Genomic DNA, 16,507 nt, shown 5'->3' with positions numbered 1-16,507 from the left:
GCAGGGACGGCGGGTGCACTCAGCCCACGAGCCCCGCCGCGGCACCGGCCGCACGGTAGTCCGCTGCGAGCGAGTCCACGGTGGCGTGGGCGTTGAGCCCGCTGGGGTTCGGCGCCACGAACAGCCGCGTGCCCGGCCACGGCGTCTCCTGCTCCCCCAGCGCCGCCTTCGGGCGTCTGAACGCCTGCCGGTAGGCCGTCACCCCCAACACGGCGACGACGGCCGGCGCGTGCGCCGCCACGAGCGCGTCCAGGCGGGCGGGGGCGGCGGCGAGCTCCTCCGCGGTGAGCTCGTCGGCGCGAGCGGAGGCCCGCGGGACGAGGTTGGAGATCCCGATGCCGCGGGCGTGCAGCTCGGCGAGGTCCTCGGCCTTGTAGCCGTCGGAGGCGTCGATCAGGTGCCGGGTGAGCCCGGCGCGGTGCAGGGCCGGGTAGAAGCGGTTGCCGCGGCGGGCGAAGTGCGCACCGGTGGCGGCGGTCCACAGGCCGGGGTTGATGCCGATGAACAGCAGCCGCAGCGGGTCCGGCAGCAGGTCGGGGACGGTGCGGTCGCGGAACTGCTGGAGCTCGGCCTGGGTGAAGCGCATGTCAGTAGTGATACCTCACCTGGAGGATGATCAGGTCCTCGCCGTCGACGAGGTAGACGAGCCTGTGCTCCTCGGTGATGCGCCGGGACCATGCCCCGGCCGCACCGTACTTCAGCTGCCCGGGCTTGCCGATCCCCTCGAAGGGATCACGCAGGGCGGCATCGATGAGGGTGTTGATCCGTGTGAGGACCATGCGGTCCGTGGTCTGCCAGTTCGTGTAGTCCTCCCGGGCGGAGCGGTCCCACACGAGGCGCACTCAGGCGTCCCCTTCTCTCCCAGGAGCGCCTTGGGCTTCCCGAAGATGTCCACATCCGCTCTCCTGACGCAGGCCCCCGCGGGCCGTTCTGTTGTCTTGAGGGCCATCGAGACGGCCGAACCCTGTTCGCCACAACATCCCCGTTGAAGTCCCATCGGTCTTAGTCTGGCTGGAATGCCCTGCCGCACAAAGGACTTCCGATGACTGGAATACCGTTCTTGCTCGTCTTCATCCTCGCCGTCGCCCTGATGATCGTCATGATCTCCAGATGGAAGATCCACCCCTTCCTCTCGATCATGGTCGTCGCCTTCGCCTTGGGGATCATCGGTGGGATCCCGCTGGTGAAGTCGACCGGCACCGAAGGGGAAGAGCCCGTCAAGGGCATCACCGACGTAATCGGCGAGGGATTCTCCGGGATCTTCACGTCGATCGGCATCGTCATCATCCTGGGCACGCTCATCGGACTCATCTTGGAGCGCACCGGTGGTGCCTTCAGAATTGCCGATGCGCTCGTGCGGGTCGTCGGCAAGCGCTACCCCGTCCTGGCCATGCAGCTCATGGGCTGGGTGGTCTCCATCCCCGTGTTCTGCGACTCCGGCTTCGTCATCCTCAACCCCATCCGCAAGGCCCTGGCCCGGCGCACCGGGGCGTCACCCGTGGCGATGACCGTGGCCCTGGCGGCAGGTCTGTACACGTCGCACGTCTTCATCCCGCCGACCCCGGGGCCCATCGCAGCCGCCCAGAACCTCGGCATCGGTGACCACCTTCTGTTGGTGATCGGCCTCGGCGTCCTCGTCTCGATCCCCGCACTCCTCGTCGCGTACCTGTACGCCCTCTACATCGGCAAGCGGGTGAGCTCCCCTGAGGAGACCGGCACGGAGGACGCGGACGAGCTGGAGGCGGCCTACGACGCGCTTCGCCGGTCCTACGGGCGGCTGCCTGGGACGGCTGCGTCCTTCGCGCCCATCATCGCCCCCATCCTGCTCATGGCTCTCGGCTCGCTCGCATCCGTCCTGAAGTGGACCGGACCCGCGGGTGACTTCGCCCGATTCCTCGGCACGCCGATGATCGCGCTCGCCGTCGGAACCCTCTGCGCAGTCGGCCTGCTGTTCAGCGTGCGCCGTGGCGAGACGTTCTACGACCTGACAGAGGAGACCCTCCGGGTCGTCGGCCCCATTCTGTTCATCACGGCGGCCGGCGGTGTGCTGGGGCGCGTCATCGCCGCCACCGACCTCGTCACCTTCATCGAGAGCAACGCTGCACAGTTGTCGGTCATCGGACTGCTCTTCCCCTTCCTCGTCTCCGCCGTCCTGAAGACCGCGCAGGGCTCCTCCACCGTGGCACTCACGACCACGTCGGCCATGGTCTTCCCGATGATGCCTGCACTGGGCTTCGAGACCCCGGTGGCCAGCGCGCTCGTGGTCATGGCTATCGCGGCCGGCGCCATGACCGTCTCCCACGCCAACGACTCGTACTTCTGGGTGGTCACCAACTTCAGCGGCATGACGCCCTCGCAGGGCTACCGCACCCAGACCATGGTCACGCTTCTGATGGGACTCACCTCCATCGTGTTCATCTGGCTCCTCGGCCTCGTCCTCGTCTGACCCCGTCACCTGACTCAGGAGATCCACGCGTGCAGCGCATCATCGTCATCCCAGACTCGTTCAAGGGGGCCCTGTCGTCGCGGGAAGCGGGCTCCGCGATCGCGACGGGTCTCGCATCGGTCACCGACGCCGAGGTCCTCGTGGTGCCCATCGCCGACGGCGGGGAGGGCACCGTCGAGGCCTTCGTGACTGCCGCAGGGGGCTCCTTGCGATCTGCAACCGTCTGCGGGGTGTTCTACGGCGAACGCGTGCCCGTCCACTATGGACTGATCGAGCCGGACGTGGCGGTGGTGGAGACCGCCTCATGTGCCGGGCTGCCGCTCGCCTCTGGACGCGAGGACACGGGACGGGCAACGACGTTCGGGGTCGGCGAGCAGATCCTCGACGCGGTGTCCGCTGGCGCGCGCAGAGTCATCGTCGGGGCCGGCGGGAGCGCCACGACGGACGGCGGCACGGGCGCTGCCGCGGCCCTCGGCGTCCGGTTCCTCGACGCCGCGGGTGAGGAGTTCGTCCCGACCGGCGATACCCTCACCCGGATTGCGCGGATCGACCCCGCCCCGGCACGAGACCGGCTCCGCGACGTCGACGTGGAGGTGATGTGCGACATCAGCAACCCCCTCACGGGATCGCAGGGTGCAGCCCACGTGTTCGGCCCCCAGAAGGGGGCGGATCCTGCATCAGTGGCGAGCCTGGACACCGGACTGGTCCATCTCGCGGGCATCATCGAGCGAGACCTCGGGGTCGCGATCGATGCGCTCCCCGGTGCGGGAGCGGCGGGGGGTCTCGCCGGTGGCCTGCACGCCTTCATCGGGGCCACCTTGAAGCCGGGCATCGACGTCGTCCTCGAGACAGCGGGCTTCCACGACCTCGTGAAGACCGCTGTCCTCGTCATCACCGGGGAGGGGCGCATCGACGGTCAGTCCTTGGCCGGGAAAGTGCCGATCGGGGTGGCCCAGGCCGTGCGCGCAGCCGGCCGTGCGATCCCGGTGATCGTCCTCGCCGGCTCCGTGGGACAGGACGCGGACACCCTCTACGACGAGGGCATCACCGCGATCGTGCCCATTGGCCGCGGGCCCCAGGACCTGGCGACAGCGATCCGCCGTACGGCAGAGGACCTGACCGCGACCGCCCGCGACGTCGGGCGGCTGGTGATGGCCTGCTTCCCCGCTGACCTCACACGTTGAGGAGGGTGAGGACGGGAACTGGATGGTCCTGGCCTGGGAGGACATGCCTGCGCTGCGCCACATGGCGGTGTTCGACGTGATCGTCAACATCGCCGACCGCAAGGGTGCCCACATCCTCGCCATGCCCGGCGGTCACCGTTATGGGGTGGACCACGGGCTCACCTTCCATGTGGAGGACAAGCTGCGCACCGTGCTGTGGGGGTGGCTCGGTGAGGAGTTGAGCGAGGAGGACCGCGACGGCGTCGGCCGGGTTCTCGACGGGCTCGACGGGGAGCTGGGGCGGGGGCTGGCGGAGCTGCTGAGTCCCGTGGAGATCGGTGCCCTTGCGGAGCGTTGCGCCGGCTTGCTCGACGACGGGGCCTTCCCGGCCCCGAGCGGCCGGACGCCGGCCGTGCCCTGGCCGCTGCTCTAGGGTGCAAGACCCCTGAGCTAGGGCCTACCTGATGATGGCTCCAGTGGTGGCTGATACCCAGGAGCAAATGCGTCGCTTCCAGATGCCCTCCGGCGCCTAGTCGAAACTAATCGCGCCCAAGCTCCCTGGCCGGACGGCAGGCAGGCAGACAGGCAGGCAGGCAGGCAGGCAGGCAGGCAGGACCCTTTCGGATGCCCGCACAATTGTCGACGCGATCATCTACAGGTACCGGCGCGGGATTCCGTCGCGAGAACTGCCCAAGGTATACAGGCTAGAACGAGCCAGGTAAACCTGGCACCTATGCATGGCGACCGCAGGCACCTATAACACGGCACTGGCCAGGCTGACCGCCACGGCAGACGCTGAAATTCAGGTCGACGGGTCGATCTCGGTGGAGTTCGGGATGGTTTACCCTCAATAGTGCGCCCGAACACCACGCCCCGCGCAAGGGGTTGGGTTGAACTACAAGCATCCGTTAGAAGCGCCCGCCGATCACGGAACCGAACGTTCACTCGGGGGGTCGGACACCAAGAAGCCCCAGCTCGTCGACGGAAAGGAATTGTCGCGGGTCCATCTGGTCATCCCCGGTAAAGCCGACAACTTCTCGATCCTACTACTGTTGCTGCGGAAGTCGAGAGCGCACCACCCAGTGGGCCGAGCCTGGACTTGCGCCGACGCCCTCCAGAGCCGGGGTGGGCAACGATATCTGAGCGATCCCAGCGCCACGAGCGGCGGGGAGAGCGTCCATTCCCGGACTAGACGGTGATCCCCGAATCGTCCTAGTTGTTATTCTCCGGCAATGACTGCGGCACATGAGCAGGTCCCCGGCCAGCAGTAGGCGCTAGATCGCAATACTTCGAACACGCCCCCGAGCGGAGCAAATGGCAACACCTCGATAATCGAAAGCTTGGACCTAAACATCGGACAAGTCAGGCCGCCCCCGCCTGCCAACCCTTGGTGGCATCCAACCGCGAAACAATATTCAACACTTCTTTGTACGCCCCTTCATTATTGCGTAAACGCCACCTGCTCCACACCAGCTGCGAGCACGCGGAAGGGACCAAATAGACCCACCAGGCAGGCGGATCGACGAGAGCTACCCCGAGGTCCTCAGGAAAGTAGAAACCTCTATCCAATCCGTATACGTCCAGCGTCCGACGGGTTGCATAGACTCTGAAATTAAATCTTAGGTCCGGGAGAACTACATCGAAGAGGTGGCGTGGTAGCATGCCATCCCTGATTTGCCCCTCAGTCAAGGACGAGGTGTCCCATTTCGTATCAATATACGCTCCTTGACCAAAAATGAGTTGAGCAAGAGCAAGAGCCGCCACCCTATTCTGAATCACTGCGCGCACCGACTCGACAATTTCCTCCTCGAATGCACTAAATAGACCATACGATTCAAGGATACGTGCCAGCGAGGGACTGGCGGCCAGTGCGTTCGCAGACTTGGGAAATCCTTTTGAAGCAAAGAATTTCGACAGTACTGACTCAATCTCGGTGGATACAACGCGACTTTGGCGGATAAAGAACAAGACGGCGTCCCGCTTCCGGGCCCACCAGGCAGCATCGGGCGACCACTTCATCTCTGCAATTTCACGAACAGCGGCACGCTCAAAGTCCGGATCGTCTGGGAGTGACCTAATGAAATTACCCATCACGTCAATAAAATCATCTAATGCATCACTGCTAAAATTACCCAAAGATTCTAGTGCATTCCGCGACTCGCGTTCTAGAATCTGGGCTTGAGAGTCGCCTGATGGAATAATTCCGGCAGAAGAAAAGTAGATATTTTCTCGAACTTTCTTCCATCTCGTCAAATCTTCAATGGAATACTTCTCAGGGGACACTTTGTCAACTAGATCATGGTGCGGCTTACACAAAAGGATAAGGTTGTTGAAGTGAGCCCTCTCGGCATCCGACATGGAGACAATATAACGGTTTCCTACATGTGCGTCTGCGATATGAGCAATATGCGCTTTCATTGAAGGCTCGTTTGGAATACCCCTGAGTGGATCCGCAACTATCGCAAGGACACGTTCATTACAACCCGGAAAATAGCAGATACCTCCGGAAGCCGCTCCTAGGGCGATGCGTGTTTTATCAGAATAGGACCTGGGTCCGGACATTGCGTTTCCCTCCGGCTTTAATTCAATTCAGTGTCTTACAAGTCATTGCAACGATTATAGAAGCGATCATGTGTTTCACTCACGCCTGCGCTCACGTGCTCAAGGAACTGGTGTAGGCATAGGTGCCAGTTGTCGTTACGCTGCGTGAGCGGGCGTGTGGCCTATCGTCATCTCGAATTCGATCGAGGTCAACCGGCCCAGTCGGCCCTGTCTGCAACAGGGCGACGAAGGACTCCAGGCCGCGTTGCCCCCGCAGAACCAACCTGGTCCATCGATTCGATCAGCCCACGACGGGTTAGATCGCCCTGGAACGGGGTCGAACGGAACTTGGAGCCCCGGTGCGAATGCCCCAGGCACCCGGCTGACTCGCCCCGGCATGTGAACCGTCCCCGGCTCTTTGCCACTCCTACACGGGTGCCAGCACCCGGCGGGCTAGCGTGGTGAGATCAGCGTAGTACGCGGCTTCCTTCTCCTCGGGCGGGATGCCGCCGAGGGTGGACTGCAGCCGCCTGTTGTTGTAGCAGTCGACCCAGCCGGCGCGGACCCACTCCACGTCGTCGATGCTGCGCAGCGGGCCGGTCCGGAATGGGGAACCGTCCCGCACCGCCTTGTTTTTGAACGATCCGATCGTGGACTCCGCCAGGACGTTGTCATAGTCGTCGCCGATGGACCCGATCGAGGCAGCGATGCCCTCCATCGCCAGGGTCTCGGCGGAGGCTACCGACGGGAATTGAGATCCGGCATCGCTGTGATGGACCAGCCCACCCTTCACCGTGTGCCCGGCCCGGTCACGGAGCCACGGTCCCATCCGCAGCGCGGTGGTGAGCAACGGGGTCGTCTTCGTGGTCGCGGCGTGCCAGCCCACGATCGCGCGAGTAGCAGTCAATCACGAACGCGCGACGTAGACGAATTCGGCCCAGGTCCGGGTATACGTGAAGCCAGGACCCAGCACTGGTTCGGCGCCGGGGCGGTGAAGTCCCGGGCTAGCTGTACTGCCCGGAGACGTTGATCAATCGCGAGAAGGGCGGGAGGTTCCCGCAGGCCGTGTGCGGCCGGTGATGGTTGTAGTAGTGCAGCCAGTCGTCCAGCTCGCCCCGTCGTTCGGCTTCGGAGGTGTAGCAGCGGGCGTAAGCCCATCCGTCGGCCAGGGTGCGGTGGAAGCGCTCGATTTTCCCGTTGGTCTGCGGCCTGTAGGGCCGGGTGCGCTTGTGCCGGATACCGAGTTCGGCGCAGGTGTCGCGCCACAGGTGTGAGCGGTACGCGCCGCCGTTGTCGGACAGGACCCGCTCGACGGTGACGCCGCGGGCGTTGAACCACTCGACGGCTCGGACCAGCACGGCGGTGGCAGTGCGGGCGGTTTCGTCGTCGTGGATCTCGGTATAGGCGACGCGGGAGTGGTCGTCGATGACGGTATGGACGTAAGCCATGCCCATCAACGGGTCGTAGTGCTTGTTCTTCGGCTTGTCGGGTGTAGCGGCCCGGTTCTTGTCGCCCTGTCGCCGCCCGACGTAGCGCCATCCTCCGCCGTCGGGAATGTTGCCGAGCTTCTTCACGTCGACGTGCAGCATCGACCCTGGGTGATCGTGCTCGTAACGGCGCACCGGTTCTCCCGTGGCGCGGTCGACGTGCGACAGCAGGTTCAAGTGCACGTCTGTAAGGATGCGGTGGACCGTGGACGGGGCTATCCCAAGTCGGCTGGCCAACTGCACCGGCCCTTCCCGTAGTCGCAGGCGAAGACGGACGCAGCGCCTGGCAGTCTGCTGGTTGGTCTTGTTCGGTGAGTGATGCGGCCTGGATGACCTGTCCTGCATTGGCTCGCCGGTGCGGTAGCGGTCGGCCCAGCGCTTCACCGTGGGCCAGGAGACCTGGAACCTGGCGGCGACCTCGCTGATCGGCCAGCCGTCATCGACGACCAAGCGGCCGACGATCAGGCGGTGGCGAGGGGTGAGAGCGGCGTTCGCGTGGGACATGACGAGGCCTTCCTGGGGGCATGCGCCGCCCAGGAAGGCCAGTTGCCGCCGCGGGCGGCGAGATTGTGTGGGTCAGGGCTCATTGAGATGTGCACGAACTCGTGAGCCGTGGCACATGACGGTGTCGAGGGGTGTTCCCCGGCTCAGGCTCCCGGGTAGGAGTCGAGGTTCCACCAGTGGCTATCGAAGTCAGCGACACATGCGTTGCGCCCTCCGTGGGGGGCGTCGTTGGGCTCCGTGACGGTGGTCGCGCCGTGTGCCAGGGCTGCGGCGAAGAGGCTGTCCACGTCCTCATCACTGGCGACCACCAGGTTGCAGATCCCCGGCCCGTAATGCGGGTCATCGTCCCGAACAGAGCCGAGCATGATGCCCCCGTTGTCACGCCAGGCAAGTTGCGCATGGGCCACCAAGGTCGCGTCATCAGGATCCCGCACGATCATGGCGGTGGTGAAGCCGATGGCTTGGAGGAAGTCGATGCCTCGATCGGCGTCTGTATAGCGCAGGCAGTGGAACAGCTGTGGTGTCGTCATGGCTCTAGCCTCACGCCGGAAGCATGTCCGTGTCTTGAAGCAATGGGAAATCGTCCTTCGACTGGCGCAGCGTCCATCCAGTCATCGACTTCCATTCCCGGGACAGGTGCGGTTGGTCGCTGTAGCCGGCCATCGCCGCGACGTCCGAGGGCTGGGCGCCGCGCTGGACCAGGTCTTTGGCGTGGGTGAAGCGAGCGATGCGCGCCACCTGCTTGGGCGAGAGACCGGTCTCGAGGTCGAACAGGCTTGAGAGCCGCCGTCTGGACAGGCCAACGTCCTGAGCCAGGCCGGAGATGGGGATCGTGCCTCGGGTCCGATGGATCCGCGCGAGTGCCTCGACCAGGTCTGCGCGCGGTGCATGAGGATGCTGCTCGAGCCTCTTGGTGAGGAATGCCGCCAAGAGGTGGAACCGTCGTGGCCACGTTGACTGCCGCAGCTGGTCGAGCAGGTGCCTGGGCCACGAGAGATCATTCACATCAACCATCGAGCCGGCCAGTTCCCCGGCCGGCAGCCCGAGAAGCCGACGGGTCGAGAGCGGGTGGAGCGACAATTCAAGGCCCTGCTGGCGTCCCCTCGACTGGATCAGAGCCGGAGTGGTGTGCAGGCCGGAGACTAGTACGTCACAGAGATGCCGCGCGTCGCCATGAAGCCAGCCACAGTCGATGGGCTCTCCGAGCGACAGCACCACCGTGACGCCCATCGAGGGAACCCCGTGGTGGACGGTGTCGGTACTGGTGAAGTCGTACCCCACCCAGGAAAGGAGATGGGGGCGCAACCCTTGCGGGATAGCTGGCTGCCAAACGGGCATGCACCCACCCTAGGGAAGCCCCGGCCCAGAAACAGTCACTTGTCTGACGACCACTGTGGTGTCGCTACACGACCGCCAGGGCTGTGGCGGCTCGATCAACGTCTCCGGGCAGTACAGCTAGCAGGTCCGGGACCCGGGCGGCGGTGCGGTCCGGGACCGTGGCGCGCACACCCTTGCCTCGCACCAGGCCGTTGACCCCGAGCTCGCGCATCCGCCGGCCCGCCCGGCGTTCGAAAACCTCGTGGCCCTGGCGCCGTAGCAGCGCGGTCATCTTCTGTCGTCCGTACATCTACTCCGGGGAATCACTGCCGTGCGCGTTCACCCGGGCGGTGCGGATCCCATCGATGATCACCGCGTCGCTGAGGTTGCGAGTGCTGGGCTGGGCTCGTTTCCACACCCGCTAGGTCCGCTCGCCGACCGGTACGCCCTGCTCGCGCAGCACCGTGCAGATCGACCCGAGCGAGCGGCCCTGGGCAACCGGCCCTCGATGAATCCTAGGATCAGTTGCGTCGGGGGTGAGTTCCCCGGCGAAGAAAACCGCGGCGTCCTTCAGGATCGCGTTGGCCTCGCGCAGGTCGCGGTTCTCCCGCTCGAGCTGCTTGAACCGCTCCTGCTCGCTGGAGGACGCTCCCTCGCATTCACCGGCATCGACCTGAGCCTGGCGGGCCCAGCGGCGCAGGGACCCCTTCCCGATGCCCAGTCGGTCGCCGACGGCCCGACAGGCCGCGGTCAGGGTGGGGTAGTCATCGAGGCGGTCCAGCACCAGGCGGGTGGCCCGCTGCTTGGTCTACTCCGAGATCCTCTTCGGCATACTTTTTATCTTCCTTCCATACCCAAAAGGAAGCGACATAACACCGGGGACGGTTCACTTCACACTCCTGATATTCAGCCTAAGAGCATTACATATATAAAGGAGCATAACCATGGGCATACAATCGCCTACACCAGAGTCAGCAGTGCGGGGCAAACCCCTGAGAGACAAGCCGAGCTTGCCGCAGGTTGCGAGAAAGTCTTCAGCGAGAAAGCCAGCGCCAAGACCCGCAATCCCCCACAACTGACCGCCCTCATCGACTACGCAAGCGAGGGCGACACCGTCCGCGTCTACTCCGTGGACCGCCTCGCCCGCGACCTGCGCGACCTCGACGACGTCGTCCGGCAGCCGCTCGACAAGGGCGTCCGCTTGGAGTTCATCAAGGAGCGCATCGCGTTCAGCCTCACCGAAACCGCCGACCCCGCCGCCACGCTCATGTTTCAGATGCTCGGGGCATTCGCCCAGTTTGAGCGCACCATCATCAACGAGCGCAGGCAGGAGGGGGTAGCCGCCGCCAAGGCAGCGGGGAAGCGCGGACATCGTCCGCCAGTGCTGACGGCGCAGCAACAAGCAGAGGTAGCCGCCCGACACGCCCAAGGCGTCCCTATGGCGCGCATAGCGCGTGAGGCAGGTATTAGCCGCACCACGGCCTACAAGGCATTGAGAGAGGCTCGCGGCTGCGTGGAGGGAATAAAAGCGATTCCAAACCGTTGAGTGGGTTTGCGTTGGGCTGAGCGCCGTAACGTCTTTCGCCTATAGGGTGAATGAATTCTTTAGTTCCGCCGCGTCAAAGTTGGCATCGTCTGGATGACAATACAAATATTTATAGGCAAAGTGCGCGGTCATTGCATTGTAGTGTCGCGCAATCGCCGCACTTCCCTTTATAACTCTATCGTGCTTGCCGTCCATATTTTCTTTGACGACTTTAAGATTTTTATTCACATCATGTTGACTCATGAGTGAGTTGACTCTGGGATAGTCGCCAATTGATAACGCCACCGTGCGAGCCACGGGAAACAACAACCCCGACACGCCGCCGATCGTTGATGTTTCCTTTGTCACTGCACCCTTGGGCGGGTAGGTAGAGATGGGAGAGTCTGAAGTGATTAGCGTAGCGTTGTCGAAGTATACAAACTTCCACTGACGGATTTGGATGAAAGGTAACTCGCGCTGCGCACTGAGGAAGGTGTTCTCCAGATGCTGGAGCCGCAAGTTATTCCGCAGGCTGTCCTGAGGGTTATTCAAACTTTGCCATACCTCATAGGCATTGAAGTCTGGGTAATTAAGACTACCGAAGGAATCCACGACTTTCTGGATGTCTTGCGGTTGTTTAATCCTACCTCTCATATTTTCAAGGATGTCTAAAAACTCTTCGTGCGCGGCACGCACACGGGGCACACGCGTTGCCTGTAATGCGAGATACCAAGAGAGTGTCTCTCTCTGGTCATGATCGAGATTTGCGTCCCCGTTCTCAATTCTCCTTATAATCGGTATAGCTGTATTTTCAACTGCCTGCAACTGATTCTCTGCTTCATCTACGCGCTTGAATAGTGCAGGGCTTTTGAGGGTGTTGTAGTCATACTTAAGCGCCACATCTGCAACACTTGCCGTAAACTCTTTGTCGGTTTTATTTAGCGGCTTAGCGTGTATTTTAATTCGATCGTCGGCGAACTCTTCGTATTTAGCAAAGCCCTTTAGATATCCTTTCGGAACATAATGGTGTCGACGGGTTATGGTGTCGTTTTTTGACATGCCTTAACTATCGTTGCCCATGAGCGGGGTATCAAGCTTCGACTGCGTCTCGATGAGCAAACACAGGGCCTCCCGCTCATCTATCGGCACCCGTGGACCCCTCCTCGCTCCCAGTGCGACAGGCGGGCACATAGCGCCCCGCGCGGCCAACAGACGCCAAGAGCCCCGCCGGAGTAGTCCGGCGGGGCTCTTCCCTCGCTCGCCGCCGCACCCGTGCCATGCCGACTGCCACACGTACCACAGCTCCTGCCACTCCTGCCGTAATACTGTGTGAACCAGACTCGTTATGGCACCCAGAACCGCAGAATCACGCGGAATCAGACATTAAATCTAAACTCCACCACGTCGCCGTCCTTCATCACGTAGTCCTTGCCCTCCATGCGCACCTTGCCGGCGGCCTTGGCGTCGGCCATGGACCCGGCAGCAATGAGGTCATCGAAACTCACGATCTCCGCCTTGATGAAGCCGCGCTGGAAGTCGGTGTGGATCACGCCGGCGGCCTCCGGCGCCGTCGCGCCGACCGGGATGGTCCAGGCGCGCGTCTCCTTGGGCCCGGCCGTCAGGTAGGTCTGCAGGCCAAGGGTGGAGAAGCCCACGCGGGCCAGCTGGTCCAGCCCGGACTCGTCCTGCCCGGCCATCTCCAGCATCTCGGCGGCCTCCTCCTCGGAGAGCTCCACGAGGTCGGACTCGAGCTTGGCGTCCAGGAACACGGCGTCGGCGGGGGCCACCAGATCGCGCAGCTCCTGCTGCTTGGCCTCATCCCCCAGCACACCCTCGTCGGAGTTGAACACGTAGATGAACGGCTTGGCGGTGAGCAGGCTCAGCTCCCGCAGCCGGTCCATGTCCAACTTGTCCTTGTCCTTCGCGGCGAAAATCGTCTCGCCCCGCTCCAGCACCGCGAGCGCAGCCTTGAGCGCCTCGAGGTCGGCGGGCTCCTTCTTCTTGCCCTTGACCTCCTTCTCGACGCGCGGGATCGCCTTCTCCACGGTCTGCATGTCCGCGATGATCAGCTCGGTGTTGATGGTCTCCATGTCCGAGGCCGGGTCCACCTTGCCGTCCACGTGGACGACGTCGCCGTCGTCGAACGCGCGCACCACCTGGGCGATCGCGTGGGCCTCGCGGATGTTCGCCAGGAACTGGTTGCCCAGGCCCTCCCCCTCGGAGGCGCCCTTGACGATGCCGGCGATGTCAACAAAGGACACCGTGGCCGGCAGGATGCGCTCGGAGCCGAAGATCTCGGCCAGCTGGGGCAGCCGCTCGTCCGGCAGGTTCACCACGCCCACGTTCGGCTCGATCGTCGCGAACGGGTAGTTCGCCGCGAGCACGGTCTGGCGCGTCAGCGCGTTGAACAGGGTCGACTTGCCCACGTTGGGCAGTCCCACGAATCCGATAGTCAAAGCCACGGTCTGTGAGTCTACCGGTGCGGCCTCGCTCCGCGGGCCCCGCTCCCCCGCCTCACCGTCCGGGCGTCGCCACCGGACCCTCGCCGGAGCGGGCGGCCTCCAGCAGTTCCTCGAGCGCGCGTCGCGTCGGCTCGACGGCGGCCGCGTCCGGCAGCCTCTGCATCGTGAGGTTCACGGGGGTGCCGGTCTTGTTCGGGGCCTGCGCGGCGGCGGCGAGCCGGCCGCCGTCGGGAAGCCGCCACCGCACCACCGGCTGGCTCGCCCCCATGTTCCTGCCGTGCGGCTCGCCGTGGACGGCGCTCACCGTCGCCTCCACCCGGGCGAGCGCCTCCAGCCGCTCCCCCGGCACCGTGCGGGTCAGGCCCACGCTGAACGTGCCGTCCGTCTGCTGGCCAGGCAGCCGCCCCTGGTGCGCCTGCTCGTAGTCCACGGTGATGCCCTGCGCCCACCACCCGTCCACGACGTGCTCCTCCACGAGGTAGGCCGCGATCCGGGAGTGGGACCACTGCTGCGCCCCGGCCTCCTGCAGCACGGCGCGCCAGCCCGCGTGGTCGCGCCCGGTGGCGGCGCGCATGGCGTCCGCGCCCATGTTCTGTTCGAGCTTCTTCACCATGGCGGCGATCCTACGGCGCACCCCGGACACGACGACGGGGCCGTCCGTGCGGACGGCCCCGTCGGGCTCAGCGCTGTGAACCGGAGGCGATCAGGCCTGCGGGGCACCGCCGTTCTGGGCGGCCTCCTGCTCGGCCGAGCGCTCCTCGACCTCGGCGGTCTCGCCGGGCACGGTCTGCCCCGCGCCGGCCCCGGCGCCCGAGTGCTTCACCGAGATCTTCCGCGGCTTGGCCTGCTCGGCCACCGGGATGGTCAGGGTGAGGACGCCGTCCTCGTAGTCCGCCTCGATGCGGTCCAGGGCCAGGCCCTCGCCGAGGGTGAGCTGGCGGGCGAAGGTGCCGGCGGAGCGCTCACGGGTGAGCCAGCGGCGGTCCTCGCCGGCCGGGCTCTCCTTGCGCTCGGCGCGCACGGTGAGGGTGCGCTCCTCCACGTCGACGTCGATCGAGGTCGGGTCCACGCCGGGCAGCTCGACCTCCGCCACGAAGCGGTCGCCCTCGCGGAACAGGTTCATGGGCATGGACGCGGTGCCGCTGGTGCGGGTCAGACCGTTCACGAGGCGCTCCATCTCACGGAAGGGGCGCTCCATCTCGCGGAAGGGATCGATGGGACGGGCCATGTCGGTTCACTCTCCTCAGTGGTCGGGTGGCGCCGCGGACCGCGACGTCTGCCCCTCACAACACACCCCGCCGGAGACCTATTCCCCCAAGTTGAGTGAACTCCGCTCAATCTTCGGATGACACCTCCACCGCCCTCATGCCCTAGTATCTGCGTATGCATGCAGATACGAAAATAAGCGGCACCCCCGAGCTCTTCCCCGACCACGTGGAGATGGCCGCCGAGGTCCTGCGCCTCCTCTCGGACGCCACCCGCATCCGCCTCGTGCTCGCCCTCCACCGCGATGAGGAGCTCCCCGTCAACGCCCTCGCCGAGGCCGTGGACCGCAAGCCGGCCGCCGTCTCCCAGCACCTGGCCAAGATGCGCATGGCCCGCATGGTCACCACCCGCCACGAGGGCACCCGCGTCCTCTACCGGCTCACCGACGAGCACGCCGTCACCCTGGTCCTCGAGGCCATCCGGCAGGCCGAACACTCCGCCGGCCCCGGCCAGCCCCTCCGCCACACCCACGCGCCCCGGGACTGAGCGCCCACGCCGCGCCCCGCCGTCGTCGTCCCCGCCGCCCTCCAGGAGAGACCCATGCTCGCCGTCCTGCGCAACCCCACCTACGCCAGGCTGTTCAGCGCGCAGATCATCGCGCTGCTGGGCACCGGCCTGCTCACCGTCGCCCTGGGCTTGCTGGCCTACGACATCGCCGGGTCCGACGCGGGCATCGTCATGGGCACCGTCATGGCCATCAAGATGGTCGCCTATGTGCTCGTCTCCCCCGTGACCACGGCACTCGTGTCCCGCCTGCCCGCCCGCCGCGTGCTGATCGGCGCGGACCTGGTGCGCGCCGGCGTCGCCGTCTCCCTGCCCTTCGTCACCGAGGCCTGGCAGACCTACATCCTGATCTTCCTGCTGCAGTCCGCCTCGGCCACCTTCACGCCCACCTTCCAGGCCGTGATCCCCTCCGTGCTGCCGGACGAGCGCGAGTACACCCGGGCCCTCTCCCTCTCCCGCCTGGCCTACGACCTCGAATCGCTCATCAGCCCCCTACTCGCCGCCGCCCTGCTGACGGTGATGGCGTACAACAACCTGTTCTTCGGCACGGTGATCGGCTTCCTCGTGTCCGCCGCGCTCGTGGCGCTGGCCCGGTTCCCCGCGATCCAGGCCCCGGAGCCGGCCCCGTTCCTGGACCGGCTCACCCGGGGCACCCGGGCCTACTGGGCGCGGCTCGAGCTGCGCGGCCTGCTCGGCGTCAACCTCGTGGTGGCGACGACGACGGCGATGGTGATCGTCAACACCGTGGTGCTCGTGCAGGCGGACCTCGGCCGCCCGCAGCAGGACGTGGCGCTGCTGCTCGCCGCGTACGGCGGCGGCTCCATGGTGGTGGCGCTCGGCCTGCCGCGTGTGCTGGACGCCGTCCCGGACCGCCGGGTGATGCTCGCCGGCGCCGCCACGTTGCCTGTGCTGCTGCTGGCCGCCGTCGGGGCCATGACCGGCTTGGACGCCGGCGCGCAGTGGGCCGGGCTGCTCGTGCTGTGGGCGCTGATGGGCGCCGCCACCGCCGCCGTGCTCACCCCGTCCGCGCGCCTGCTGCGCCGGAACAGCACCGAGCAGAGCCGCCCGTCCGTGTTCGCCGCGCAGTTCTCGCTCTCCCATGCCTGCTTCCTGCTCACCTACCCGCTGGCCGGCCTGCTGGGCGCCCGGATCGGGCTGCCCGCCGTCGGGCTGGTGCTCGTGGGCATCGGCGCGGCCGGCCTGGTGCTCACCGTGCTCGCGTGGCGGCGGGCGGAGGGGCAGCCGCCGGTCGACCGCTGAGCGGTCGGCCGCCGCCGAACGCATGCGGCCGG

Annotated in this window: 17 protein-coding genes and 1 pseudogene; 6 read left to right on the top strand and 12 right to left on the bottom strand. The window is 65.4% G+C overall.

Annotated elements, in window-relative coordinates; genetic code table 11:
* Positions 1-19: 19 nt before the first annotated feature.
* Both HDA33_RS01335 and HDA33_RS01330 read right to left on the bottom strand, forming a co-directional pair.
* Positions 20-586 carry a mismatch-specific DNA-glycosylase gene (locus tag HDA33_RS01335; RefSeq protein WP_184170074.1) on the bottom strand — a complete coding sequence of 189 codons (567 nt, stop codon included), beginning with the start codon at positions 584-586 and terminating at the stop codon, positions 20-22.
* Position 587: 1 nt separating this feature from the next.
* The gene (locus HDA33_RS01330) at positions 588-842 is read right to left on the bottom strand and encodes a Txe/YoeB family addiction module toxin (protein WP_184170071.1); all 255 of its coding nucleotides are present in this window, start codon (positions 840-842) and stop codon (positions 588-590) included.
* A gap of 200 nt (positions 843-1,042) precedes the next feature.
* On the opposite strand from HDA33_RS01330, the gene HDA33_RS01325 reads away from it, so the two are divergent.
* From HDA33_RS01325 to HDA33_RS01315, 3 genes and pseudogenes are all read left to right on the top strand, one after another.
* Positions 1,043-2,446 carry a GntP family permease gene (locus HDA33_RS01325; protein ID WP_184170068.1) on the top strand — a complete coding sequence of 468 codons (1,404 nt, stop codon included), beginning with the start codon at positions 1,043-1,045 and terminating at the stop codon, positions 2,444-2,446.
* Positions 2,447-2,475: 29 nt separating this feature from the next.
* Positions 2,476-3,630 (top strand): glycerate kinase, encoded by a 1,155-nt coding sequence (locus tag HDA33_RS01320; protein WP_184170065.1) that lies wholly within the window; start codon positions 2,476-2,478, stop codon positions 3,628-3,630.
* Positions 3,629-4,042: pseudogene (locus HDA33_RS01315) on the top strand (protein kinase family protein); the annotation flags it as partial. The gene HDA33_RS01320 and the pseudogene HDA33_RS01315, both read left to right, overlap by 2 nt.
* 929 nt (positions 4,043-4,971) lie before the next feature.
* Here HDA33_RS01315 and HDA33_RS01310 read toward each other — a convergent pair.
* The 6 genes from HDA33_RS01310 to HDA33_RS12545 all read right to left on the bottom strand — a co-directional run bounded on the left by HDA33_RS01310 (position 4,972) and on the right by HDA33_RS12545 (position 10,242).
* Positions 4,972-5,892 (bottom strand): hypothetical protein, encoded by a 921-nt coding sequence (locus tag HDA33_RS01310; protein ID WP_184170062.1) that lies wholly within the window; start codon positions 5,890-5,892, stop codon positions 4,972-4,974.
* A 685-nt stretch (positions 5,893-6,577) separates the two neighbouring features.
* A complete protein-coding gene (locus HDA33_RS12980) occupies positions 6,578-7,036 on the bottom strand; it encodes an integrase core domain-containing protein (RefSeq protein WP_184170059.1) in 459 nt (152 codons plus the stop codon).
* A 118-nt stretch (positions 7,037-7,154) separates the two neighbouring features.
* Complete coding sequence (locus tag HDA33_RS01300; protein ID WP_184170057.1) at positions 7,155-8,141, bottom strand: IS481 family transposase; 987 nt, start codon at positions 8,139-8,141, stop codon at positions 7,155-7,157.
* Between the two features lie 143 nt (positions 8,142-8,284).
* Entirely contained in the window at positions 8,285-8,671 is a 387-nt protein-coding gene (locus HDA33_RS01295) for a VOC family protein (protein ID WP_158494304.1), read from the bottom strand.
* A gap of 10 nt (positions 8,672-8,681) precedes the next feature.
* Positions 8,682-9,422, bottom strand: coding sequence for a helix-turn-helix domain-containing protein (locus HDA33_RS01290; protein ID WP_261982254.1), 741 nt, complete (start codon positions 9,420-9,422; stop codon positions 8,682-8,684).
* A 457-nt stretch (positions 9,423-9,879) separates the two neighbouring features.
* Entirely contained in the window at positions 9,880-10,242 is a 363-nt protein-coding gene (locus HDA33_RS12545) for a transposase (protein WP_338104360.1), read from the bottom strand.
* On the opposite strand from HDA33_RS12545, the gene HDA33_RS01285 reads away from it, so the two are divergent.
* Positions 10,126-11,004 (top strand): recombinase family protein, encoded by an 879-nt coding sequence (locus HDA33_RS01285; RefSeq protein WP_338104359.1) that lies wholly within the window; start codon positions 10,126-10,128, stop codon positions 11,002-11,004. The two genes, HDA33_RS12545 and HDA33_RS01285, sit on opposite strands and share 117 nt — an antisense overlap.
* Positions 11,005-11,043: 39 nt before the next feature.
* On the opposite strand, the gene HDA33_RS01280 is transcribed toward HDA33_RS01285, so the two are convergent.
* From HDA33_RS01280 to HDA33_RS01265, 4 genes are all read right to left on the bottom strand, one after another.
* Positions 11,044-12,042, bottom strand: a complete 999-nt coding sequence (locus HDA33_RS01280; protein WP_184170053.1) for a DUF4238 domain-containing protein — start codon at positions 12,040-12,042, stop codon at positions 11,044-11,046.
* Between the two features lie 317 nt (positions 12,043-12,359).
* Positions 12,360-13,445: a redox-regulated ATPase YchF gene (gene ychF / locus HDA33_RS01275; RefSeq protein WP_036340374.1), complete on the bottom strand. Its 1,086-nt coding sequence runs from the start codon at positions 13,443-13,445 to the stop codon at positions 12,360-12,362.
* Positions 13,446-13,497: 52 nt separating this feature from the next.
* Positions 13,498-14,058 (bottom strand): hypothetical protein, encoded by a 561-nt coding sequence (locus HDA33_RS01270; RefSeq protein WP_184170050.1) that lies wholly within the window; start codon positions 14,056-14,058, stop codon positions 13,498-13,500.
* A 90-nt stretch (positions 14,059-14,148) separates the two neighbouring features.
* Complete coding sequence (locus HDA33_RS01265) at positions 14,149-14,673, bottom strand: Hsp20/alpha crystallin family protein (RefSeq protein WP_184170047.1); 525 nt, start codon at positions 14,671-14,673, stop codon at positions 14,149-14,151.
* A 155-nt stretch (positions 14,674-14,828) separates the two neighbouring features.
* Between HDA33_RS01265 and HDA33_RS01260 the strand changes: the two genes are divergently transcribed.
* Complete coding sequence (locus HDA33_RS01260) at positions 14,829-15,197, top strand: ArsR/SmtB family transcription factor (RefSeq protein ID WP_184170045.1); 369 nt, start codon at positions 14,829-14,831, stop codon at positions 15,195-15,197.
* 54 nt (positions 15,198-15,251) lie between these two features.
* Entirely contained in the window at positions 15,252-16,475 is a 1,224-nt protein-coding gene (locus tag HDA33_RS01255; RefSeq protein WP_184170041.1) for an MFS transporter, read from the top strand.
* The last annotated feature ends 32 nt before the right edge of the window (positions 16,476-16,507 follow it).

The organism is Micrococcus endophyticus (genome assembly GCF_014205115.1).
In the GTDB taxonomy this organism is placed as follows: domain Bacteria; phylum Actinomycetota; class Actinomycetes; order Actinomycetales; family Micrococcaceae; genus Micrococcus; species Micrococcus endophyticus.
The sequence above is the reverse complement of the archived record's forward strand: the minus strand, read 5'-3'. Positions and strand labels throughout refer to the sequence as shown.